Consider the following 21,963-nt stretch of genomic DNA (forward strand, 5'->3'; position numbering starts at 1 on the left):
CTAAATGAATCATGTTGAGTTAGAACATATCGTTAATCAGCAGCTGAACACCAGCGCCTTCAGCGACTATGCGCCCAATGGTTTGCAGGTGGAGGGCCGTACGGAAGTGAAAACCGTCATTACGGGCGTCACCGCGTGTCAGGCGCTTTTAGATGAAGCGGTAACGCGTAATGCCGATGCTATCCTGGTCCATCACGGCTATTTCTGGAAGAGCGAATCGCCGCTGATTAAAGGAATGAAACGCCAGCGCCTGCGCACGTTGCTGGTCAATGATATCAACCTGTATGGCTGGCATCTGCCGCTCGATGCCCATCCGCAACTCGGCAACAATGCACAGCTGGCAAAATTGTTTGATATTGACGTGAAAGGGGAAATTCAGCCGTTAGTGCCATGGGGCGAGCTGGCTGAACCGTTGAGCGGCGAAGCGCTTGCCGCGAAAATCGCCGAACGTTTAGGCCGTAAACCGTTGCACTGTGGTGATAACGCCCCGGCACTGATCAAACGTGTCGCCTGGTGCAGTGGCGGTGGACAGGGCTTTATTGATAGCGCGGCCGCTTTTGGCGTGGATGCCTTCATCACGGGTGAAGTCTCAGAGCAAACCATTCACAGCGCACGCGAACAAGGCCTGCACTTTTTCGCCGCCGGACATCATGCTACCGAGCGTGCCGGTATCAAGGCGCTGGGCGAATGGCTGGCGCAAAGCTACGGCCTCGACGTGACCTTTATTGATATCGACAATCCTGCCTGATTTCTCCTCTTCGCGTCCTTAACCCACGTTAAGGACGCAAATCTGTTGACACATCTCTGTCACTTTCGCATAACTTATTGACTTTCATTATAAGCAAAGCGATTTGTGGACATTTTTTGTCCGCGTTAATCATGACCGGGAGGTGGGTTTTGCAACGAGCACGTTGTTATCTACTGGGTGAGCGAGCCGTTGTGCTGGAGCTGGAACCGCCCGTTTCACTCGCCAGCCAGCAGCGCATCTGGGGACTGTGCCAACGCCTGCAGCACAATGAACAGGTTCAGGAAGCGATTCCGGGAATGAATAACCTGACGTTGCTACTGCGCGATCCGCAATTGAATGCGCTGGATGCCATTGAGCGTCTACAGCGCTGGTGGGAAGAGAGTGAGGAACAGATTCCTGAATCACGTCGGGTAGAGATTCCGGTGGTGTACGGGGGCGCGGGTGGCCCCGATCTGCAAGTGGTGGCTGAGGGTGCCAGCCTGTCGCCAAAACAGGTCGTCGAACTGCACAGCAGTGTTGATTACGTGGTCTATTTTATCGGCTTCCAGCCGGGTTTTCCCTATCTGGGCGGGTTGGATGAGCGTTTGCACACGCCGCGCCGTGCTGAACCCCGTGTCATCGTGCCCAGCGGCTCGGTAGGCATCGGTGGCAGTCAGACCGGCATTTATCCCCTGGCAGCACCAGGCGGCTGGCAACTGATCGGTCATACCCCGGTCAGCCTTTTCGATCCGTTACAGCATCCGCCGACACTGCTGCGGCCGGGTGACAGCGTGCGCTTTGTGCCGCAACAGGAGGGCGTATGTTAAACATTCTACGCGCCGGATTAATGACCTCGATTCAGGATCAGGGCCGCACCGGCTGGCGGCAATATGGCATCAGCGTCAGCGGAGCACTGGATCAACCTTCGATGCGTACTGCCAATATGCTGGTGGGCAATCCGGAGGAGAGTGCGGTACTCGAAATTGTGCTTGGCCAGTTCAAAGCCGAATTTAAACGTGACGGTTGGTTTGCACTCACTGGGGCGGGCTGTAATGCCGATCTGGATGGCAAACCGGTGTGGACTGGCTGGCGCTTACCGGTGAAAAAAGGCCAGGTGTTGTCGCTGGCGATGCCGGTGCGCGGTATGCGTAGCTATCTGGCAGTCAATGGTGGTTTCGCCATTGATGAGATGCTCGGCTCGCACAGTACCGATCTCAAGGCTGCTTTTGGTGGTTTCCAGGGCCGTAAGTTGCAGGATGGCGATCAGCTGCCGTTGGGCAAACCCTCACGAACGTTCAAGGGCAAAGCGGGCGTACGTCAACTGCTGTGGGGCAACCGCATTCGCGCCTTACCGGGCCCGGAGTATAACGAGTTCACGCGCGAAGCGCAGGAAGGTTTCTGGCGCAGTCCGTGGAAGCTGAGTCCGCAGAGTAATCGTATGGGTTACCGCATGCAGGGCCGTCAACTGCAGCGTAAAGCCACGCGTGATTTGTTGTCGCACGGGTTAGTCCCCGGCGTGGTGCAGGTTCCGCCTAATGGCCAACCGATTGTGCTGATGGCCGATGCGCAAACCACCGGCGGTTATCCGCGTATCGCCTGTGTTATCGAAGCTGACCTGTATCAACTGGCGCAGATTCGACTCGGCGAACCGATTCACTTTATCCATTGCACTCTGGAAGAAGCGCTGCTGGCGAAGCAGCATCAACAGCGCTCCTTTGACCAAATAGCCTGGGGGCTTGCACATGAAGATTGATCTCAACGCTGACTTGGGTGAAGGCAGCGCCAGCGATCAGGAGCTGCTGACGCTGGTGAGTTCAGCCAATATCGCCTGTGGATTCCACGCCGGTGATGCGCAAACCATGCTGCAATCGGTGCGCTGGGCCAAAGCTTCAGGTGTGGCGATCGGCGCCCACCCCAGCTTTCCGGATCGCGAGAACTTTGGTCGCACTGCGATGCAGCTGCCGCCGGAAACGGTGTATGCGCAGATGATCTATCAGATCGGTGCATTGAAGAGCATCGCCGAAAGTGAAGGTGAGCGTTTAGTGCATGTGAAGCCGCACGGCATGCTTTACAACCAGGCGGCAGCGGATGCCACGCTCGCCGACGCCATTGCCCGCGCGGTGAAGGCGGTGGATCCCGCATTGATACTGGTCGGCCTGGCAGGTAGTGCTTCGATCAAAGCGGCTGCGCATTATGGTCTGCGCACGCGAGAAGAGGTGTTTGCCGATCGTGGCTATCAGGCAACCGGTGCGCTGGTGCCGCGTAGCCAGCCAGGGGCGATGATTGAAGTCGCCGAGCAGGCGCTGGCACAAACACTCACCATGGTGCAGCAGCGTCAGGTGCAGAGTATCAGCGGGGAGTGGGTGAAAGTGAATGCCGAGACCGTCTGCTTACATGGTGATGGCGCACATGCGCTGCAATTTGCACGCACGTTACGTGCCGCGTTTGCTACTCATCAAATTGCTGTCACCAGTGCTTAAAAAATAACAACTCGCCCGGCACGCTGTCGGGCTTTTTATTTTCAGATGAAGGGGAAATAAATGGATAACGTGGTCAATCTCTGGCCGTTACTCGGCATTGCCACCATCGTACTGGGGTTTGTGTTGCGCTTTAACCCGGTGCTGGTGGTAATTGTTGCCGGTTTTGTTACCGGCCTGGCTGCGCATCTGCCGCTGGCCGATATTCTGGAGAAACTTGGTTCCGGCTTCCTGAATACCCGCAACCTGCCGCTGATTTTGCTGCTGCCGCTGGCCGTGATCGGTTTGCTGGAGCGCCACGGTTTGAAGGAGCGCGCACAAAGCTGGATCGCGCAGATCAAAACCGCGACGGCGGGCCGTTTGCTGATTGTCTATCTGTTCGTGCGTGAAATCACCGCCGCACTGGGTTTAACCAGCCTCGGAGGTCATCCGCAGATGGTGCGTCCACTGCTGGCACCGATGGCAGAAGGCGCCACGGAAAACCGCTATGGTGAAGTGCCCGATGAAGTGCGCCATCGCTTGCGCGCCATGTCGGCAGCCACCGATAACGTCGGGCTGTTCTTTGGTGAAGATATCTTTGTCGCATTCGGCGCGATTATCTTCATGCACAACTTTATGCAGGAGTCGGCAGGCATCAGCACCGAGCCGCTGCATATCGCTTTGTGGGGTATTCCCACCGCACTCTGCGCTTTCCTGATCCATTCGGCGCGACTGGTGCGCCTTGACCGCCAACTGGCGCGTGAATTGGGTGCTATCAATCAGCAGGCGTTGCACGCCAAAGGCGGGAAATAATGTTTCAGCAACAATATCTGATGTGGCTGGCAGGGGTGATCCTGCTGGTGGTCGCCGTTCTCTCCTGGCGCGATGCGGCTAACCCAAGACGATTTACGACCGGTTTATTCTGGGCGCTGTATGGCCTGATGTTCCTGATTGGTGAGGGTGCCTATCAACTGATGGGGCAATGGGCGGGCGATGCTGTCGCCGGTAAACGCATGCTGCACATTGGCGTGGGTGTTGCCGTGGTGTTGATGGCGTTAATTGCCGGCTTCGGCGGCGTGCGTCTCGGCAGCTACCATCAGCGCAGCGATCAGCAGAAGCGCGAAAGTGCGCAGCGTCTGCGCAATAAGCTGTTTCTGCCCGCGCTGGCGATTCCGGTGGTGACGGTGATTGGCGTGCTGGCGTTTAACAACATCCCGGGTTTGCAGTATGCCGTGTTTGGCCCGGGTAATCATTCAACGCTGGTGACCCTGTTCTCGATGATGGTCGGCTGCGTACTGGGCTGGATCATCGCGCTGCAAATCACCCATGAAAAACCGCTGCAGTCGATGCAGGAAACCCGCCGACTGCTGGATGCGGTGGGTTGGGCATTTATTCTGCCGCAAATCCTTGCCACGCTCGGTCTGTTGTTCACCAGCGCGGGCGTTGGCACCGCGATTTCACATCTGACTGAACAGTATCTGGCAGTGGACAATCGTCTGATTGCGGTCGCGGTCTACGCGATTGGCATGGCACTGCTGACCATGGTGATGGGTAATGCGTTTGCTGCCTTCCCGATAGTGACGGCTGGCATTGGGATTCCTATTCTGGTGCTGCAACACGGCGGCAATCCGGCGGTAATGGCGGCAATTGGCATGTTCTCTGGCTATTGTGGCACCTTGATGACGCCGATGGCGGCGAACTTCAACATCGTACCCGCGCGTTTACTGGAGTTGCCGGATCGAAACGGGGTGATCAAGGCTCAGGTGCCAACCGGTGTGCTACTGTTGGTGGTAAACGTATTCCTGCTCTACTTCCTGATGTTCTTGTGAGGTCGTAATGAAAACGGTATTGATGACGGCGTTTGAGCCGTTCGGTGGCGAAACCATTAACCCTTCATGGGAAGCGGTGCGCAGTTTTGACGGTAAAGTGATTGCCGGAGCCCGAATTGTGGTGCGCCAGCTACCCGTGGTGTTTGCCACCTGCGGAAAGGTACTAACGCAAGCGCTGGATGAGATCCAACCTGACCGCGTATTGTGCGTGGGCCAGGCCGGTGGGCGTGTTGATATCACCGTCGAACGTGTGGCGATCAACGTGGATGATGCGCGTATTCCCGACAACGATAATCAGCAGCCCATCGATCAACCGATCGTTGCGGATGGCCCTGCAGCCTATTTCTCTACATTACCGATCAAGGCGATGGTCGCAGCCCTGCGTGAGGTTGGTGTGCCGGCCTCGGTATCCCAAACCGCAGGAACCTTCACCTGTAACAACGTGATGTACAGCCTGCTGCACTGGCTGAAGACCACCAACAGCCAGGCACGCGGTGGCTTTATTCATATCCCCTATATGCCGGAACAGGCGGTGAATCATCCCGGCGTCGCCAGTATGGCGACGGCCAGCGTGATCCTGGCGCTGGAAACCTCGTTGCAGGTGATGTTGAGCACTGAAAATGACATCCGCGTGGTCGGTGGAGCGACGCATTAACAGGAGAAGTTATGCCTGAAGGACCGGAGATCCGCCGTGCGGCGGATCAACTGGCAGCGGCGATGGAAGGCAAGCCACTCACTGATGTGTGGTTTGCCTTCCCTGAGCTGAAAACCTATGAACCGGCATTAATGGGTGAAACCATTACGGCTTTTGAAACACGTGGCAAAGCACTGCTGACGCATTTTTCGAATGGCTTAACTCTCTATAGCCATAACCAACTGTACGGCGTGTGGCGGGTTGTACCGACCGGTACTGAACCCAACACTTCGCGGCAGCTACGTGTGCGTTTATCCAATGCCGATCAAACCATCCTGCTGTACAGCGCTTCGGATATCGAACTGCTCAATGCGGATACCCTTGGCGCACACCCTTTTTTACAGCGTGTTGGTCCCGATGTACTGGATGCCACATTATCGGTGGAAGCGGTGCGAGAGCGGTTGCTATCGCCGCGTTTTCGTCGCCGTCAGTTCAGCGGGCTGTTACTCGATCAGGCCTTTCTGGCGGGATTGGGTAATTATTTGCGCGTGGAGATTTTATGGCATGCCGGATTGCTGGCGTCGCATCGGGCGCAGGATCTCACTGAGATACAGCTCAATGCATTAAGTGAGGCGATGCTGGCGGTGCCACGTTTGTCGTATCAGATGCGCGGCAGTATGAAGAAATACCATGCCGATGCGGCGTTTCGCTTTGAGGTGTTTCATCGCCAGGGCAAGACATGTCGGCGCTGCGGCACGCTGATTGAGAAGGGTACGCTATCGTCGCGACCATTTTACTGGTGCCCGGGATGTCAGTTTTGACGCGCAAGGGTGTGTGAAACAAAATACGATCAATAAAAAAGCTGCCATCTCAATGAAATGGCAGCCTTTCTTTCACACTCATTTAGCTGTGGATTACTTTTTCAGCGCCGAGGTAAATGGACGCTCGGTGTAACCGGTGTACAGCTGACGTGGACGCGCAATCTTCATGCCTTCGTCGTGCATCTCTTTCCAGTGTGCAATCCAGCCTACGGTACGCGCCATCGCGAAGATCACGGTGAACATAGACGAAGGAATGCCCATCGCTTTCAGAATAATGCCAGAGTAGAAATCGACGTTTGGATAGAGTTTACGCTCGATGAAGTACGGGTCGTTCAGGGCGATATGTTCCAACTCCATCGCCACTTCCAGCAGGTCATCTTTCATACCCAGCTCATTCAGCACTTCGTGACAGGTTTCACGCATCACGGTGGCACGCGGGTCATAGTTTTTGTAAACACGGTGACCGAAGCCCATCAGGCGGAACGAATCGTTTTTGTCTTTCGCGCGACGTACGAATTCCGGGATGTGCTCAACAGTGCTGATCTCTTCCAGCATACGCAGGGTAGCTTCGTTGGCGCCACCGTGTGCCGGTCCCCACAGCGAAGCGATACCCGCAGCGATACAGGCAAATGGGTTTGCACCAGAAGAACCGGCGGTACGCACGGTTGAGGTAGAGGCGTTCTGCTCATGGTCAGCATGCAGAATCAGAATACGGTCCATGGCGCGTTCCAGCACCGGGTTCACTTTGTACTCTTCGCACGGAGTAGCGAACATCATATGCAGGAAGTTGCCTGCGTAGGACAGGTCGTTACGTGGGTAAACGAACGGCTGGCCAATCGAATATTTGTAGCACATCGCTGCCATGGTCGGCATTTTGGACAGCAGGCGGAAGGCAGCGATTTCACGGTGACGCTCAATATTGACGTCTAATGAATCGTGATAGAACGCCGCCAGGGCGCCAGTGACACCACACATGACCGCCATCGGATGCGAATCGCGGCGGAAGCCATGGAACAGTCGGGTGATTTGCTCGTGGATCATGGTGTGGCGGATAACGGTGGTGCGGAACTCTTCAAACTGGGCTTGGGTCGGGGCTTCGCCATTCAGCAGGATGTAACACACTTCGAGGTAGTTGGAGTGGGTTGCCAGTTCGGAAATCGGGAAGCCGCGATGTAACAGAATGCCTTCATCACCATCAATAAAAGTGATTTTAGATTCGCATGACGCAGTAGAGGTGAAACCGGGATCGAAAGTGAACAGGCCATGATTGCCAAGTGTGCGGACATCAACAACGTCTTGTCCCAGCGTACCTTGCATCACATCCAGTTCAACGGAAGCATTATCTTGTAGGGTTAGCGTCACTTTTTTATCTGTCATTTTTCGTCTCCATAGCGCCTTAGTAGGTAAGGATCTTAGACACCAGAATAGCCTTCATGTTGTATAAAACCACAATCTTCACAGTATCACTCTGCGGTAACGTTTGTCGTGCAGGGTTACAGGGAGATGTATTAGGGCCAGTCGGTGGCGTTCGGGCATGACATGCTGAACAGCGCGGATGTTAAAGATCCTGTCACGACATAACTTCTTGGTAACCAATAACCTGATGCTTTGTGTTGCTCGTAAAGGCAATGTTACATAACTTGAGCTTAGGGGAAAGTGTATCCCCATAACTTTTGTGCATCATAGGGCTTTAATGCGTTTGTTTGTAACTGAAATGTTGATCTTTTGTCAAATCAGATAATTAAAAATGTATGAATTGTGAAATTCGTGAGTCGGATCACTGTTCAGCCTAAATGTGACCAAAGAGATTGTAGGGGAATTGTAATCAGAATGTGATCCTCCTATACTGCCGCCAGGTCTCCGGAATACCCTGACACCAGGAGCCACCCAGCGTTTTTTTCGCTTCACTTAACACTGGATGTTGCTTTTTTGGTGGCGGTTGCAGTCTGAACACGCGCTGTGCTCTGATGCGACTCAGGTCCGGAGGAAGCAAAATAAAAAAGAGCTGTGTGGGCAAAACCGTGAAAAAACAAAGACCTGTTAACTTGGATCTCTCGACGATCCGGTTTCCCGTTACTGCAATATCGTCCATTCTCCACCGCGTCTCCGGCGTGATCACCTTTGTCGCTCTCGGAATACTGCTCTGGTTACTGGGTCTCTCTCTCTCTTCTCCTGAAGGCTTCCAGCAAGCGGCATCCATCATGGATAGCTTCTTCGCCAAATTCATTATGTGGGGCATCCTGACTGCGCTGGCGTATCACGTCGTGGGCGGCATTCGTCACATGCTGGCTGATTTTGGTTTTATGGAAGAAACCCTGCAGGTGGGAACCCGTTCCGCGCAGGCGGCTTTTGGTATCACTGTCGTGCTCTCAATTTTGGCTGGAGTCCTCGTATGGTAAGCAATGCTTCTGCATTAGGACGCAACGGTATTCATGACTGGCTGTTACTGCGTGCTGCTGCAATCTTAATGACGCTCTACATCATCTACCTTCTCGGTTTTGTGGTGATGACCGGCACCCTGACGTATGACGCCTGGCACGGCTTCTTCGCCTCTGCCTTCACTAAAGTGTTTACGATACTGACGCTGTTCTCGATTCTGATCCACGGCTGGATTGGCATGTGGCAGGTCCTGACCGACTACGTTAAACCAGTGGCAACCCGCTTGCTGCTGCAGTTTGTGATTGTGGTCGCGCTGTTGTCGTATGCCATTTATGGAATCGTTGTTGTGTGGGGTGTGTAAATGAGTTTGCCAGTCAGAGAATTTGATGCCGTGGTGATCGGCGCGGGTGGCGCGGGAATGCGCGCGGCTCTGCAAATCTCCCAATCGGGCCAGACTTGTGCCCTGTTATCCAAAGTTTTCCCAACCCGTTCTCATACCGTATCGGCGCAGGGCGGTATTACCGTTGCGCTGGGTAACACCCATGAAGATAACTGGGAATGGCACATGTACGATACCGTTAAGGGCTCCGACTACATCGGTGACCAGGACGCGATCGAATATATGTGTCACGTCGGTCCAGAAGCGATTCTGGAACTGGAGCACATGGGGCTGCCTTTCTCACGTCTTGATGACGGCCGCGTGTATCAGCGTCCGTTTGGTGGTCAGTCGAAGAACTTCGGTGGTGAGCAGGCGGCGCGTACCGCTGCAGCAGCCGACCGTACTGGCCACGCACTGCTGCATACCCTGTATCAGCAGAACCTGAAAAACAAAACCACCATCTTCTCAGAATGGTATGCGCTAGACCTTGTGAAAAACGAAGACGGTGCGATTGTCGGTTGTACCGCCATCTGCATGGAAACCGGTGAAACCGTCTACTTCAAAGCCAAAGCCACCATTCTGGCGACCGGTGGTGCAGGCCGTATTTACCAGTCCACCACTAACGCTCATATCAACACCGGTGACGGCGTAGGTATGGCACTGCGTGCCGGTGTGCCGGTGCAGGATATGGAAATGTGGCAGTTCCACCCAACCGGTATCGCCGGTGCGGGTGTGCTGGTCACTGAAGGTTGCCGTGGTGAAGGTGGCTACCTGCTGAACAAACACGGCGAACGCTTCATGGAACGTTATGCGCCAAACGCCAAAGACCTGGCGGGTCGCGACGTGGTAGCCCGTTCCATGATGGTGGAGATTCGTGAAGGCCGTGGTTGCGATGGTCCGTGGGGCCCGCATATCAAGCTGAAACTCGACCATCTGGGCGCAGAAGTTTTGGAATCGCGTCTGCCGGGTATCCTTGAGCTGTCTCGTACTTTTGCCCACGTTGACCCGATTAAAGAACCGATTCCGGTTATCCCAACCTGCCACTACATGATGGGCGGCGTGCCAACCAAAGTGACCGGTCAGGCGCTGCGCGTGAATGAGCAGGGCGAAGACGAAGTGATTCCGGGCTTGTTCGCGGTAGGCGAAATTGCCTGCGTATCAGTACACGGTGCCAACCGTCTCGGTGGTAACTCGCTGCTGGACCTGGTGGTATTTGGCCGTGCGGCGGGTGTACACCTGCTGGAGTGTCTGGAAGAGCAGGGTGAACTGCGTGAAGCCACGCAGGAAAACATCGATGCCGCCATGGCGCGCTTCAACCGCTGGGAAAACAACACCACGGGTGAAGATCCGGTTGAAATCCGTAAAGCGCTGCAGCGTTGCATGCAGAACAACTTCTCGGTATTCCGCGAAGGTGATGCGATGCGTGAAGGTCTGGAAGAGCTGAAAGTGATTCGTGAACGCCTGAAGTCAGCGCGTCTTGATGACCGTTCGCCAGATTTCAATACCCAGCGTATTGAGTGCCTTGAGCTGGATAACCTGATGGAAACCGCGTACGCCACTGCGGTCGCCGCAAACTTCCGTACCGAAAGCCGTGGCGCACACAGCCGCTTCGACTACCCGGAACGTGATGATGCAAACTGGCTGTGTCACAGCCTCTATGTTCCGCAAACGGAAAGCATGACGCGCCGTGAGGTGAACATGCAACCGAAACTGCGTGCGGCCTTCCCGCCGAAAGCGCGTACCTACTAATTGCGGAGATCATCATGAGACTCGAATTTTCTATCTATCGTTACAACCCGGAAGTCGATGACAAACCGCGTATGCAGGAATACACGCTGGAGTCAGAAGACGGTCGCGACATGATGTTGCTGGACGCGTTGATTCGTCTGAAAGAGAAGGACCCTACGTTGGCCTTCCGTCGCTCATGCCGTGAAGGCGTGTGCGGTTCTGACGGCCTCAACATGAACGGCAAAAACGGTCTGGCCTGCATCACGCCAGTCTCCGCGCTGGGTAATGGCACCAAGAAAATTGTTATCCGTCCACTGCCTGGTTTGCCGGTGATCCGCGACCTCGTAGTTGATATGGGACAATTCTATACGCAGTATGAGAAGATTAAGCCTTTCCTGTTGAATAATGGGGAAAATCCGCCAGCACGCGAGCATCTGCAGACCCCGGCAGACCGTGAGCACCTGGATGGATTGTACGAGTGTATTCTGTGCGCTTGCTGCTCGACCTCGTGCCCATCGTTCTGGTGGAACCCGGATAAGTTCATCGGTCCGGCAGGTTTGTTAGCCGCTTACCGTTTCCTGATCGACAGCCGCGATACCGACACCGATGCGCGTCTGGACAATCTGAACGATGCTTTCAGTGTATTCCGCTGTCACAGCATCATGAACTGTGTGAGCGTGTGCCCGAAAGGACTAAACCCGACGCGCGCTATCGGCCATATTAAGTCGATGCTGCTGCAACGCGGGGCGTAACACACTGAAGTCACTGTCCGGGAACTTAGGTTCCCGGCAGTTTACGGAAGCCTCTATAAGCGCGGTACTGACCACGCTTATAAAGGTTCCCTTACGGGCCAGGCGCCGGTTGCGCACAGGTTCGTATCGCTGAACTCACTACGGCAAGCCGCGAAAGCGGCAACAAATGAAACCTCATAAAAAGCAGATTAATGCTTAAGGGATCACAATGCAGAACAGCGCGATGAAACCCTGGCTGGACTCCTCCTGGCTGGCCGGCGCGAACCAATCCTACATAGAGCAACTCTATGAGGATTTCCTGACCGATCCTGACTCAGTTGATGAAATGTGGCGCGAGCTGTTCCAACAGCTGCCCGGCACTGGCGTGAAACCTGAGCAGTTTCACTCCACCACGCGTGATTACTTCCGCCGCCTGGCAAAAGATGCGACCCGCTACACATCCTCAGTCACCGATCCGGCCACCAATTCCAAACAGGTTAAAGTGCTGCAGCTGATCAATGCGTTCCGCTTCCGCGGCCATCAGCACGCTAACCTCGATCCGCTCGGCCTGTGGAAACAGGATCGGGTTGCGGATCTCGAACCTTCTTATCACGATCTCACCGACGCCGATTTTCAGGAAAGCTTTAACGTAGGTTCCTTTGCTATTGGCAAAGAGACCATGAAGCTGGCTGATCTGTTCGCGGCGCTGCAGCAGACCTATTGTGGCTCGATTGGTGCAGAGTACATGCACATCAACAACACCGATGAGAAACGCTGGATTCAGCAGCGTCTGGAATCGGTGGTCGGCCATGCGTCATTCAGCAGCGACGAGAAAAAAGGTTTCCTGAAAGAGCTGACTGCGGCTGAAGGTCTGGAAAAATACCTCGGCGCGAAATTCCCGGGTGCAAAACGCTTCTCACTGGAAGGCGGTGATGCACTGGTGCCGATGCTGCGCGAAATGATTCGCCATGCAGGCAAAAGCGGTACGCGTGAAGTGGTTCTCGGGATGGCGCACCGTGGTCGTCTCAACGTCCTGATCAACGTACTGGGTAAAAAGCCACAGGATCTGTTTGACGAGTTCTCCGGCAAACACAAAGAGCACCTCGGCACCGGTGACGTGAAGTATCACATGGGCTTCTCGTCTGACGTTGAAACCGAAGGTGGTTTAGTGCACCTGGCGCTGGCGTTCAACCCGTCACACCTCGAAATCGTTAGCCCAGTGGTCATGGGTTCGGTGCGTGCACGTCTGGATCGTCTGGCTGAGCCAAGCAGCAACAAAGTTCTGCCGATCACCATCCACGGTGATGCGGCGGTGATCGGCCAGGGCGTGGTGCAGGAAACCCTGAACATGTCTGCGGCGCGTGGTTACGAAGTGGGCGGTACCGTTCGCATCGTGATTAACAACCAGGTCGGTTTCACCACCTCGAACCCGAAAGATGCGCGTTCAACGCCTTACTGCACCGACATCGGCAAAATGGTTCTGGCGCCAATCTTCCACGTGAATGCGGACGATCCAGAAGCGGTGGCCTTCGTGACTCGCCTGGCGCTGGATTATCGCAACACCTTTAAACGCGACGTGTTTATCGATCTGGTGTGCTACCGCCGTCACGGCCATAACGAAGCGGATGAGCCAAGTGCAACCCAGCCGCTGATGTACCAGAAAATCAAGAAACACCCAACGCCACGTAAGATCTACGCCGATCAGCTGGAAAGCGAAGGTGTGGCGACGTTAGAAGATGCGACCGAACTGGTCAATCTCTACCGTGATGCGTTGGATGAAGGCGAATGCGTGGTGCCAGAATGGCGTCCGATGAGCCTGCACTCCTTCACCTGGTCGCCGTACCTGAACCACGAGTGGGATGAAAACTATCCTGCCACGGTTGAGTACAAACGCCTGCAAGAGCTGGCGCGCCGCATCAGCAGCGTACCGGAAGCGGTAGAAGTGCAGTCGCGCGTGGCGAAGATTTACAACGACCGTAAAGAGATGGCGGAAGGCAACAAGCCATTTGACTGGGGCGGCGCGGAAAACCTGGCGTACGCCACGCTGGTTGATGAAGGCATTCCAGTCCGTCTGTCAGGTGAAGACTCCGGCCGCGGTACCTTCTTCCACCGCCATGCAGTGATCCACAACCAAACCAACGGCTCAACCTACACCCCGCTGCACCATGTCCATAACGGCCAGGGTCAGTTCAAGGTCTGGGATTCCGTGCTGTCAGAAGAAGCGGTACTGGCCTTTGAATATGGCTATGCCACCGCAGAACCGCGCGTGCTGACCATTTGGGAAGCGCAGTTCGGCGACTTCGCCAACGGTGCTCAGGTGGTCATCGACCAGTTCATCAGCTCTGGCGAGCAGAAGTGGGGCCGTATGTGTGGCCTGGTCATGCTGCTGCCACACGGTTATGAAGGCCAGGGCCCAGAGCACTCCTCTGCGCGTCTGGAGCGTTATCTGCAACTCTGTGCTGAACAGAACATGCAGGTGTGCGTGCCGTCAACGCCAGCACAGGTTTATCACATGCTGCGCCGTCAAGCGCTGCGTGGTATGCGCCGTCCGCTGATCGTAATGTCACCGAAATCGCTGCTGCGCCATCCGCTGGCGGTCTCCAGCCTGGAAGAACTGGCCAATGGCAGCTTCCAACCGGCGATTGGCGAGATTGACGATCTGGATCCTAAGCAAGTGAAACGCGTGGTGATGTGTTCTGGTAAGGTTTATTACGATCTGCTGGAACAGCGTCGCAAGAATGAGCAGACCGATGTCGCCATCGTGCGTATCGAACAGCTCTATCCGTTCCCGCACAAAGTGGTGCAGGACGTTCTGAAAAATTATGCGCATGTGCAGGATTTCGTCTGGTGTCAGGAAGAGCCGCTGAACCAGGGCGCATGGTATTGCAGTCAGCATCATTTCCGCGAAGTGGTTCCATTCGGTGCGTCACTGCGTTACGCAGGTCGTCCGGCTTCTGCTTCACCAGCCGTGGGCTACATGTCCGTACATCAACAACAGCAGCAAGACCTGGTTAACGACGCGCTGAACCTTGGTTAATTAAAAGGAAAGAAAATGAGTAGCGTAGAAATTCTGGTTCCCGATTTGCCTGAATCTGTAGCGGACGCAACGGTTGCAACCTGGCACAAAAAACCCGGCGATGCGGTCAGTCGCGATGAAGTACTGGTTGAGATTGAAACGGACAAAGTTGTGCTTGAAGTGCCTGCTTCAGCAGACGGTGTACTGGAAGCGATTCTGGAAGACGAAGGCGCAACGGTGCTCTCGCGCCAGCTGTTAGGCCGCCTGGTGGAAGGCAACAGCGGTGGTAAAGAGACTTCTGCGAAAGTAGAAACGAAAGAAGCGACACCAGAACAGCGTAAAACCGCGTCTCTGGAAGATGAGAGCAACGATGCGCTGAGCCCAGCGGTTCGTCGCCTGATCGCTGAAAACAACCTCGACGCCAGCCAGATCAAAGGCACCGGTGTGGGTGGTCGTCTGACGCGTGAAGATGTTGAGAAGCATGTTGCGAAGAAAGCCGACGGCGCGAAAGCGGCGCCTGCAGCAGCGGCCGCGGCACCACAGGCTGCTGTGGCTAACCGCAGCGAAAAACGCGTACCAATGACGCGTCTGCGTAAGCGTGTGGCTGAGCGTCTGCTGGAAGCGAAAAACAGCACCGCGATGCTGACCACCTTCAACGAAATCAACATGAAGCCGATCATGGATCTGCGTAAGCAGTACGGCGACGCGTTCGAGAAACGTCACGGTGTGCGTCTGGGCTTCATGTCCTTCTACATCAAAGCCGTGGTTGAAGCGCTGAAACGCTATCCGGAAGTGAACGCTTCTATCGATGGCGAAGATGTGGTTTACCACAACTACTTCGACGTCAGCATCGCGGTTTCTACGCCGCGTGGCCTGGTAACCCCAGTGCTGAAAGATGTCGATGCTCTGAGCATGGCTGACATCGAGAAGAAAATTAAAGAACTGGCGGTGAAAGGCCGTGACGGTAAGCTGACGGTTGACGAGCTGACCGGCGGTAACTTCACCATCACCAACGGTGGCGTGTTCGGTTCCCTGATGTCTACCCCGATCATCAACCCACCGCAGAGCGCGATTCTGGGCATGCACGCAATCAAAGAGCGCCCGATGGCGGTCAATGGTCAGGTTGTCATCCTGCCAATGATGTATCTGGCTCTCTCTTACGACCACCGTCTGATCGATGGTCGTGAATCCGTTGGCTATCTGGTCGCGGTGAAAGAGATGCTGGAAGATCCGGCACGTCTGCTGCTGGACGTCTAATTTTCGCCGGGCGCATCGCACAACGGTGCGCCCAAACTCATATCTGAATGGATAGAACATCATGAACTTACATGAATACCAGGCGAAGCAGTTGTTTGCTCGCTATGGCATGCCAGCTCCAACTGGTTACGCCTGCGCTACGCCACGTGAAGCAGAAGAAGCCGCCTCTAAAATTGGCGCAGGTCCGTGGGTAGTAAAATGTCAGGTACATGCCGGTGGCCGCGGTAAAGCGGGTGGCGTGAAAGTGGTGAACAGCAAGGAAGATATCCGTGCATTTGCTGAGCATTGGTTGGGCAAGCGTCTGGTGACCTACCAAACTGATGCTGATGGTCAGCCGGTAAACCAGATTCTGGTTGAAGCAGCGACTGACATCGACCAGGAACTGTATCTGGGTGCGGTGGTTGACCGTGCTACCCGTCGCGTGATCTTCATGGCTTCAACTGAAGGCGGCGTGGAAATCGAGAAAGTGGCGGAAGAAACCCCGCACCTGATCCACAAAATGGCGCTGGATCCGCTGGCCGGTCCTCAGCCTTATCAAGGCCGTGAACTGGCGTTCAAGCTGGGTCTGTCCGGTAAGCAAGTCAGCCAGTTCACCAAAATCTTCATGGGCCTGGCGACCATGTTCCTGGAGCGCGACCTGGCAATGGTTGAGATCAACCCGCTGGTGATCACCAAGCAGGGCGATCTGATCTGCCTCGATGGCAAGCTGGGCGCCGACGGTAACGCCCTGTTCCGTCAGCCTGAGCTGCGTGAAATGCGCGATCCAAGCCAGGAAGATCCACGTGAAGCACACGCGACACAGTGGGAACTGAACTACGTTGCGCTGGATGGCAACATCGGCTGTATGGTAAACGGTGCTGGTCTGGCAATGGGTACCATGGACATCGTGAAACACCACGGTGGCCAGCCTGCTAACTTCCTCGATGTCGGCGGCGGCGCGACCAAAGAGCGCGTAACCGAAGCCTTCAAAATCATCCTGTCTGACGATGCCGTTAAAGCTGTATTCGTTAACATCTTCGGCGGCATCGTGCGTTGCGACCTGATCGCAGACGGCATCATCGGTGCAGTTGCAGAAGTGGGTGTGAACGTGCCAGTAGTGGTACGTCTGGAAGGTAACAACGCCGAGCTGGGCGCGAAGAAACTGGCCGACAGCGGTCTGAACATCATTGCAGCAACCAGCCTGACAGACGCTGCGCAGCGTGTTGTTGCTGCCGCGGAGGGTAAATAATGTCCATTCTTATCGACAAAAACACCAAAGTCATTTGCCAGGGTTTCACCGGTGGCCAGGGGACTTTCCACTCTGAGCAGGCTTTGGCCTATGGTACGCAGCTGGTTGGCGGTGTCACGCCAGGCAAAGGCGGCACCACGCATCTGGGTCTGCCAGTGTTCAACACCGTGCGTGAAGCAGTAGAAGCCACGGGCGCAACTGCTACCGTGATCTACGTTCCAGCACCGTTCTGCAAAGACGGTATCCTGGAAGCCATCGACGCAGGCATCAAACTGATCATCACCATCACCGAAGGTATCCCAACGCTGGATATGCTGACCGTGAAAGTGAAACTGGATGAAGCTGGCGTGCGCATGATCGGCCCGAACTGCCCAGGCGTGATCACCCCAGGCGAATGTAAGATCGGTATCATGCCGGGCCACATTCACCAGCCAGGCCGTGTCGGTATCGTATCCCGTTCAGGCACCCTGACTTATGAAGCCGTTAAGCAGACCACTGACATCGGCTACGGCCAGTCAACCTGCGTAGGCATCGGTGGTGACCCGATCCCAGGTTCCAACTTCATCGATATCCTGAAAATGTTCCAGGATGATCCACAGACCGAAGTGATCGTGATGATCGGTGAGATCGGTGGTAGCGCTGAAGAAGAAGCCGCAGCCTTCATCAAAGAGCACGTGACCAAGCCAGTTGTTGGTTACATCGCAGGTGTGACTGCACCGAAAGGCAAGCGTATGGGCCACGCAGGCGCCATCATTGCCGGTGGTAAAGGCACCGCTGACGAGAAATTCGCAGCACTGGAAGCGGCCGGTGTGAAAACCGTACGCAGCCTGGCTGACATCGGCGACGCCGTTAAAGCGGTTCTGCCAATCAAATAAGCCGTCACTTGTGATGCGCATTAAGCCACCTTCGGGTGGCTTTTTTTATGCCTGAAAGGGCAGGGGAAGCCAGTGGCAACAACGCCCTGTGCAGAGTGACACAAAAAGCAGGGAAAAACCGTAACGGAGATAAAATCTGCCGCTATGCTTACTAAGTTGGTAAGGTAAAGATAGGAAAATGTGCGTGATTTCACATGAGAAATTAAACCTTAGCATCCGGTATTAACGTTAAAAAAATACGGGAGAAGTAATTATTTCCTTAATTGCATCACGCGTATATGACAACTAATTAACAACAACGCTAACACTACATATCTGAAAAAATATTGTCTTAATCCAGATCAATAAAGCGTGAGATATAACAAACTTTACTGCTGGCATCACGCACGACAAACGGTATAAATTGCGCTGCATCAATTCAGTCTTTTCCGCGAATTTTCAGGAGTTTGAGCCAGGCGTTGTTAGCGCAATTCTGTCGCCTCCTTGCATCACACTCCCGCTCGAAACAGATTGAAGCGATCGGTTTTTCGGGAAATTTTCAACACTGTTACTCACTCATTTCGGGCTACAGATTTCTCTGTTCTGTCAGTAATAAAACTGGAATCAATAATCAGTCGTTCCTGGATCTTATTCTGCACGTCAATGTTCGTTGTTTACCGTTGTCAGCCGCAGAGTAAATTCATGCGAGGAGCAAGGAGTCATCATGTTAGATATTGTCGAGCTGTCGCGTTTACAGTTTGCCCTGACGGCGATGTACCATTTCCTGTTCGTCCCTTTAACGCTGGGTATGGCGTTTTTGTTGGCGATCATGGAAACCGTATATGTCCTGACGGGTAAGCAAATTTATAAAGATATGACCAAGTTCTGGGGCAAGTTGTTCGGTATCAACTTTGCACTGGGTGTCGCAACCGGTCTCACCATGGAGTTTCAGTTCGGGACCAACTGGTCATATTACTCCCACTACGTCGGCGATATCTTTGGTGCGCCGCTCGCCATTGAAGGCTTGATGGCGTTCTTCCTTGAATCCACCTTTGTTGGTCTGTTCTTCTTCGGTTGGGATCGCCTCGGCAAAGTCCAGCACCTGGCAGTGACCTGGCTGGTGGCGCTCGGTTCTAACATGTCCGCACTGTGGATTCTGGTGGCAAACGGCTGGATGCAAAACCCGATCGCCTCTGAATTCAATTTCGAAACCATGCGCATGGAGATGGTGAGCTTCTCCGAGCTGGTGCTCAACCCGGTTGCGCAGGTGAAATTTGTTCACACCGTGGCGGCAGGGTACACCGCTGGCGCGATGTTCGTGCTGGGTATCAGTGCCTGGTATCTGCTGAAAGGCCGTGATGTGGCTTTCGCTAAGCGCTCATTCGGTATTGCAGCCAGCTTTGGCATGGCGGCGATCCTGTCCGTGATCGTGCTGGGTGATGAATCCGGTTATGAAATGGGTGACGTACAGAAAACCAAACTCGCAGCAATTGAAGCTGAGTGGGAAACGCAGCCTGCACCTGCGGCCTTCACTCTGTTTGGTATTCCCGATCAGGATTCGCAGGAGAACAAGTACGCCATTCAAATCCCGTATTTGCTCGGGTTGATTGCGACCCGATCGGTGGATACGCCGGTTACCGGTCTGAAAGATCTGCTGTCGCAACATGAAGTGCGCATCCGTAACGGCATGAAAGCCTACGCGTTGCTGAATGAACTGCGCGCGGGGAGCAAAGATCCGACGGTGCGTAGCCAGTTCGAAGCCAGCAAACAGGATCTCGGTTATGGCTTGCTGCTGAAGCGCTATACCCCGGATGTCGCTAATGCGACCGAAGCGCAGATTCAGAAGGCCACGCAGGATTCGATTCCACGTGTGGCTCCGCTCTATTTCGCCTTCCGCATCATGGTGCTGTGTGGCGTGCTGCTGCTCGGCATTATCGCGCTCTCATTCCTGAGTGTGATTCGTAACCGCATCGGCAAGAGCCGCTGGTTGCTCAAAGCGGCGCTGTACGGTATTCCGCTGCCGTGGATCGCCATCGAGTCAGGTTGGTTTGTCGCTGAGTATGGTCGTCAGCCGTGGGCAATTGGTGAAGTCCTACCGACTGCGGTGGCGAACTCATCACTGACCGTCGGCGATCTGCTGTTCTCGATGATTTTGATTTGCGGTCTTTACACCCTTTTCCTGGTGGCGGAAATGTATCTGATGTTCAAGTTCGCCCGTCTGGGTCCTAGCAGCCTGAAAACAGGTCGCTACCATCATGAGACCGTGAAAGCGGCTGCTCAGCCCGTGCGTGGATAAGGAGAGCAACCATGTTTGATTATGAAGTATTGCGCTTTGTCTGGTGGCTGCTGATTGGCGTGCTGCTGATTGGCTTTGCGGTCACCGACGGTTTCGATATGGGCGTGGGTATGCTCACTCGCATTCTCGGCCGTACCGATACCGAACGCCGCATCATGATTAACAGCATCGCCCCGCACTGGGACGGCAACCAGGTGTGGCTGATCACCGCTGGTGGCGCGCTGTTTGCCGCCTGGCCAATGGTGTATGCCGCAGCGTTCTCCGGTTTTTATGTTGCGATGATTCTGGTGCTGGCTTCGCTGTTCTTCCGCCCGGTAGGTTTTGACTACCGTTCGAAGATTGAGGACATGCGCTGGCGTAACACCTGGGACTGGGGCATTTTCATCGGCAGCTTCGTTCCACCGCTGGTGATTGGCGTGGCCTTCGGCAACCTGTTGCAGGGGGTACCTTTCCATGCGGATGAGTATCTGCGCCTGTTCTACACCGGTAACTTCTTCCAGCTGCTGAACCCGTTTGGTTTGCTGGCGGGGGTGATCAGCGTCGCGATGATCCTGACGCAAGGGGCGACCTATCTGCAGATGCGCACCAACGGCGAACTGCATCTGCGTGCGCGCGGCACTGCGCAAATTAGTGCGCTGGTGATGATGGTGTGCTTCGTATTAGCCGGTGTGTGGGTGAAATACGGTATTGATGGCTATGTGGTGAAAAGCGTCATCGATCATCACGCTGCATCCAACCCGCTAGGTAAAGAAGTGGTGCGTGAAGCCGGTGCGTGGATGGTGAACTTTGAGCAGACCCCAATTTTGTGGCTGTTCCCGCTGCTTGGCGTGGTGCTGCCGCTGCTGACAGTGCTCTGTTCGCGCATGGAGAAGGGCGCCTGGGCGTTTGTCTTTTCTTCATTGACGCTGGCATGCGTCATCATGACCGCAGGCATCGCGATGTTCCCGTTCATTATGCCTTCCAGCACCGTGCCGGGCATTAGCCTGACCATGTGGGATGCCACCTCAAGCCTGCTGACGCTGAAAGTGATGACCTTCGCCGCCATCATCTTTGTCCCGATTATCCTCGCCTATACCGCGTGGTGTTATTACAAGATGTTTGGCCGTATCACCAAAGAACACATTGAGAGCAATACGCACTCCCTGTACTGATTAAGGAGATTGAGCATGTGGTATTTTGCCTGGATTCTTGGCACTTTGCTGGCCTGTGCGTTTGGCGTGATCACGGCGCTGGCGATTGAGCAAGCAGAAGAGAGTGGCGCAAAGGATAAACAACACTGATGCGCACACTGATTCAGACGCTGTATCGTCTGATGGACAAGGGCCCGTTACGGGCCCTTTCGCTGATACTGGCGCTGTGGCTGGCGGGCTGTGTTATCTGGCAACCGTCACGCTTTGCCGCCCGCACGAGCGACTTAGCCATCTGGCATGGATTATTGATGATTTGGGCGGTGTGCACTGGGGTGATTCATGGTACGGGCTTCCGTCCATTGCAAACGCGCTGGCGAGCCGTGTTTTCACCGTTGCCCGCAATGATCGTACTGATTCTGGGAATCTATTGGTTCTATCATTGAGTCCCCGATGCTTTTTATCCGCTTTATTCGGGCGCTGACGTGAGTTTATGTCAGT

General features: G+C 54.8%; 21 protein-coding genes. 20 read left to right on the top strand and 1 reads right to left on the bottom strand.

The window, feature by feature from the left end:
- Nucleotides 1-4: 4 nt before the first annotated feature.
- The 8 genes from IAE30_RS11755 to nei all read left to right on the top strand — a co-directional run bounded on the left by IAE30_RS11755 (nucleotide 5) and on the right by nei (nucleotide 6,467).
- Entirely contained in the window at nucleotides 5-748 is a 744-nt protein-coding gene (locus IAE30_RS11755; RefSeq protein WP_038648235.1) for a type 2 GTP cyclohydrolase I, read from the top strand.
- A gap of 149 nt (nucleotides 749-897) precedes the next feature.
- A complete protein-coding gene (pxpB, locus tag IAE30_RS11760; protein WP_038648233.1) occupies nucleotides 898-1,554 on the top strand; it encodes a 5-oxoprolinase subunit PxpB in 657 nt (218 codons plus the stop codon).
- Complete coding sequence (pxpC, locus tag IAE30_RS11765) at nucleotides 1,548-2,480, top strand: 5-oxoprolinase subunit PxpC (RefSeq protein WP_038648230.1); 933 nt, start codon at nucleotides 1,548-1,550, stop codon at nucleotides 2,478-2,480. The genes pxpB and pxpC overlap by 7 nt, the downstream gene beginning before the upstream one ends.
- A complete protein-coding gene (pxpA, locus tag IAE30_RS11770; protein WP_045816498.1) occupies nucleotides 2,470-3,207 on the top strand; it encodes a 5-oxoprolinase subunit PxpA in 738 nt (245 codons plus the stop codon). The genes pxpC and pxpA overlap by 11 nt, the downstream gene beginning before the upstream one ends.
- 60 nt (nucleotides 3,208-3,267) lie before the next feature.
- Nucleotides 3,268-3,996, top strand: a complete 729-nt coding sequence (locus tag IAE30_RS11775; protein WP_038648224.1) for a DUF969 domain-containing protein — start codon at nucleotides 3,268-3,270, stop codon at nucleotides 3,994-3,996.
- Nucleotides 3,996-5,012 (top strand): DUF979 domain-containing protein, encoded by a 1,017-nt coding sequence (locus tag IAE30_RS11780; RefSeq protein WP_038648218.1) that lies wholly within the window; start codon nucleotides 3,996-3,998, stop codon nucleotides 5,010-5,012. The genes IAE30_RS11775 and IAE30_RS11780 overlap by 1 nt, the downstream gene beginning before the upstream one ends.
- A 7-nt stretch (nucleotides 5,013-5,019) precedes the next feature.
- On the top strand, nucleotides 5,020-5,667 hold the full coding sequence (gene pcp / locus IAE30_RS11785) for a pyroglutamyl-peptidase I (RefSeq protein ID WP_038648216.1): 648 nt from the start codon (nucleotides 5,020-5,022) through the stop codon (nucleotides 5,665-5,667).
- 11 nt (nucleotides 5,668-5,678) lie between these two features.
- Nucleotides 5,679-6,467 (top strand): endonuclease VIII, encoded by a 789-nt coding sequence (gene nei, locus IAE30_RS11790; protein WP_038648213.1) that lies wholly within the window; start codon nucleotides 5,679-5,681, stop codon nucleotides 6,465-6,467.
- A 93-nt stretch (nucleotides 6,468-6,560) separates the two neighbouring features.
- On the opposite strand, the gene IAE30_RS11795 is transcribed toward nei, so the two are convergent.
- Nucleotides 6,561-7,844: a citrate synthase gene (locus tag IAE30_RS11795; RefSeq protein WP_200679753.1), complete on the bottom strand. Its 1,284-nt coding sequence runs from the start codon at nucleotides 7,842-7,844 to the stop codon at nucleotides 6,561-6,563.
- 590 nt (nucleotides 7,845-8,434) lie between these two features.
- Here IAE30_RS11795 and sdhC point away from each other — a divergent pair.
- The 12 genes from sdhC to ybgE all read left to right on the top strand — a co-directional run bounded on the left by sdhC (nucleotide 8,435) and on the right by ybgE (nucleotide 21,908).
- Nucleotides 8,435-8,866 (top strand): succinate dehydrogenase cytochrome b556 subunit, encoded by a 432-nt coding sequence (sdhC, locus tag IAE30_RS11800; RefSeq protein WP_176505733.1) that lies wholly within the window; start codon nucleotides 8,435-8,437, stop codon nucleotides 8,864-8,866.
- Entirely contained in the window at nucleotides 8,860-9,207 is a 348-nt protein-coding gene (gene sdhD, locus IAE30_RS11805) for a succinate dehydrogenase membrane anchor subunit (RefSeq protein WP_034829147.1), read from the top strand. The genes sdhC and sdhD overlap by 7 nt, the downstream gene beginning before the upstream one ends.
- The gene (sdhA, locus tag IAE30_RS11810; protein ID WP_034829148.1) at nucleotides 9,208-10,974 is read left to right on the top strand and encodes a succinate dehydrogenase flavoprotein subunit; all 1,767 of its coding nucleotides are present in this window, start codon (nucleotides 9,208-9,210) and stop codon (nucleotides 10,972-10,974) included.
- Nucleotides 10,975-10,988: 14 nt separating this feature from the next.
- Nucleotides 10,989-11,705, top strand: a complete 717-nt coding sequence (locus tag IAE30_RS11815; RefSeq protein ID WP_200539387.1) for a succinate dehydrogenase iron-sulfur subunit — start codon at nucleotides 10,989-10,991, stop codon at nucleotides 11,703-11,705.
- Nucleotides 11,706-11,913: 208 nt separating this feature from the next.
- Entirely contained in the window at nucleotides 11,914-14,721 is a 2,808-nt protein-coding gene (sucA, locus tag IAE30_RS11820) for a 2-oxoglutarate dehydrogenase E1 component (RefSeq protein ID WP_038648207.1), read from the top strand.
- Between the two features lie 15 nt (nucleotides 14,722-14,736).
- Entirely contained in the window at nucleotides 14,737-15,957 is a 1,221-nt protein-coding gene (odhB, locus tag IAE30_RS11825; protein WP_038648204.1) for a 2-oxoglutarate dehydrogenase complex dihydrolipoyllysine-residue succinyltransferase, read from the top strand.
- Nucleotides 15,958-16,018: 61 nt separating this feature from the next.
- Nucleotides 16,019-17,185, top strand: coding sequence for an ADP-forming succinate--CoA ligase subunit beta (gene sucC, locus IAE30_RS11830; RefSeq protein ID WP_034829153.1), 1,167 nt, complete (start codon nucleotides 16,019-16,021; stop codon nucleotides 17,183-17,185).
- Nucleotides 17,185-18,060, top strand: a complete 876-nt coding sequence (gene sucD, locus IAE30_RS11835) for a succinate--CoA ligase subunit alpha (RefSeq protein ID WP_034829155.1) — start codon at nucleotides 17,185-17,187, stop codon at nucleotides 18,058-18,060. Before sucC ends, sucD begins: the two co-directional genes overlap by 1 nt.
- Before the next feature lie 703 nt (nucleotides 18,061-18,763).
- Complete coding sequence (gene cydA, locus IAE30_RS11840) at nucleotides 18,764-20,335, top strand: cytochrome ubiquinol oxidase subunit I (RefSeq protein ID WP_045816495.1); 1,572 nt, start codon at nucleotides 18,764-18,766, stop codon at nucleotides 20,333-20,335.
- An 11-nt stretch (nucleotides 20,336-20,346) separates the two neighbouring features.
- Complete coding sequence (gene cydB, locus IAE30_RS11845) at nucleotides 20,347-21,486, top strand: cytochrome d ubiquinol oxidase subunit II (RefSeq protein ID WP_045816494.1); 1,140 nt, start codon at nucleotides 20,347-20,349, stop codon at nucleotides 21,484-21,486.
- A gap of 15 nt (nucleotides 21,487-21,501) precedes the next feature.
- On the top strand, nucleotides 21,502-21,615 hold the full coding sequence (gene cydX, locus IAE30_RS11850; protein WP_058962355.1) for a cytochrome bd-I oxidase subunit CydX: 114 nt from the start codon (nucleotides 21,502-21,504) through the stop codon (nucleotides 21,613-21,615).
- Nucleotides 21,615-21,908 (top strand): cyd operon protein YbgE, encoded by a 294-nt coding sequence (gene ybgE, locus IAE30_RS11855; RefSeq protein ID WP_045833524.1) that lies wholly within the window; start codon nucleotides 21,615-21,617, stop codon nucleotides 21,906-21,908. The genes cydX and ybgE overlap by 1 nt, the downstream gene beginning before the upstream one ends.
- Nucleotides 21,909-21,963: the final 55 nt, after the last annotated feature.

It is taken from the genome of Pantoea sp. S61 (genome assembly GCF_016625145.1).
Taxonomy (GTDB): Bacteria; Pseudomonadota; Gammaproteobacteria; order Enterobacterales; family Enterobacteriaceae; genus Pantoea; species Pantoea rwandensis_B.

What these genes read in the sequence shown, in the direction of transcription:
- odhB (WP_038648204.1), top strand. Translation starts at nt 14,737, where the DNA reads ATGAGTAGCGTAGAAATTCTGGTTCCCGATTTGCCTGAATCTGTAGCG.
- sdhA (WP_034829148.1), top strand. Translation starts at nt 9,208, where the DNA reads ATGAGTTTGCCAGTCAGAGAATTTGATGCCGTGGTGATCGGCGCGGGT.
- pcp (WP_038648216.1), top strand. Translation starts at nt 5,020, where the DNA reads ATGAAAACGGTATTGATGACGGCGTTTGAGCCGTTCGGTGGCGAAACC.
- sucA (WP_038648207.1), top strand. Translation starts at nt 11,914, where the DNA reads ATGCAGAACAGCGCGATGAAACCCTGGCTGGACTCCTCCTGGCTGGCC.
- IAE30_RS11780 (WP_038648218.1), top strand. Translation starts at nt 3,996, where the DNA reads ATGTTTCAGCAACAATATCTGATGTGGCTGGCAGGGGTGATCCTGCTG.
- IAE30_RS11815 (WP_200539387.1), top strand. Translation starts at nt 10,989, where the DNA reads ATGAGACTCGAATTTTCTATCTATCGTTACAACCCGGAAGTCGATGAC.
- IAE30_RS11775 (WP_038648224.1), top strand. Translation starts at nt 3,268, where the DNA reads ATGGATAACGTGGTCAATCTCTGGCCGTTACTCGGCATTGCCACCATC.
- sdhC (WP_176505733.1), top strand. Translation starts at nt 8,435, where the DNA reads ATGCGACTCAGGTCCGGAGGAAGCAAAATAAAAAAGAGCTGTGTGGGC.
- pxpA (WP_045816498.1), top strand. Translation starts at nt 2,470, where the DNA reads ATGAAGATTGATCTCAACGCTGACTTGGGTGAAGGCAGCGCCAGCGAT.
- nei (WP_038648213.1), top strand. Translation starts at nt 5,679, where the DNA reads ATGCCTGAAGGACCGGAGATCCGCCGTGCGGCGGATCAACTGGCAGCG.
- cydA (WP_045816495.1), top strand. Translation starts at nt 18,764, where the DNA reads ATGTTAGATATTGTCGAGCTGTCGCGTTTACAGTTTGCCCTGACGGCG.
- cydX (WP_058962355.1), top strand. Translation starts at nt 21,502, where the DNA reads ATGTGGTATTTTGCCTGGATTCTTGGCACTTTGCTGGCCTGTGCGTTT.
- IAE30_RS11795 (WP_200679753.1), bottom strand. Translation starts at nt 7,844, where the DNA reads ATGACAGATAAAAAAGTGACGCTAACCCTACAAGATAATGCTTCCGTT.
- pxpC (WP_038648230.1), top strand. Translation starts at nt 1,548, where the DNA reads ATGTTAAACATTCTACGCGCCGGATTAATGACCTCGATTCAGGATCAG.
- ybgE (WP_045833524.1), top strand. Translation starts at nt 21,615, where the DNA reads ATGCGCACACTGATTCAGACGCTGTATCGTCTGATGGACAAGGGCCCG.
- IAE30_RS11755 (WP_038648235.1), top strand. Translation starts at nt 5, where the DNA reads ATGAATCATGTTGAGTTAGAACATATCGTTAATCAGCAGCTGAACACC.
- sdhD (WP_034829147.1), top strand. Translation starts at nt 8,860, where the DNA reads ATGGTAAGCAATGCTTCTGCATTAGGACGCAACGGTATTCATGACTGG.
- sucC (WP_034829153.1), top strand. Translation starts at nt 16,019, where the DNA reads ATGAACTTACATGAATACCAGGCGAAGCAGTTGTTTGCTCGCTATGGC.
- cydB (WP_045816494.1), top strand. Translation starts at nt 20,347, where the DNA reads ATGTTTGATTATGAAGTATTGCGCTTTGTCTGGTGGCTGCTGATTGGC.
- sucD (WP_034829155.1), top strand. Translation starts at nt 17,185, where the DNA reads ATGTCCATTCTTATCGACAAAAACACCAAAGTCATTTGCCAGGGTTTC.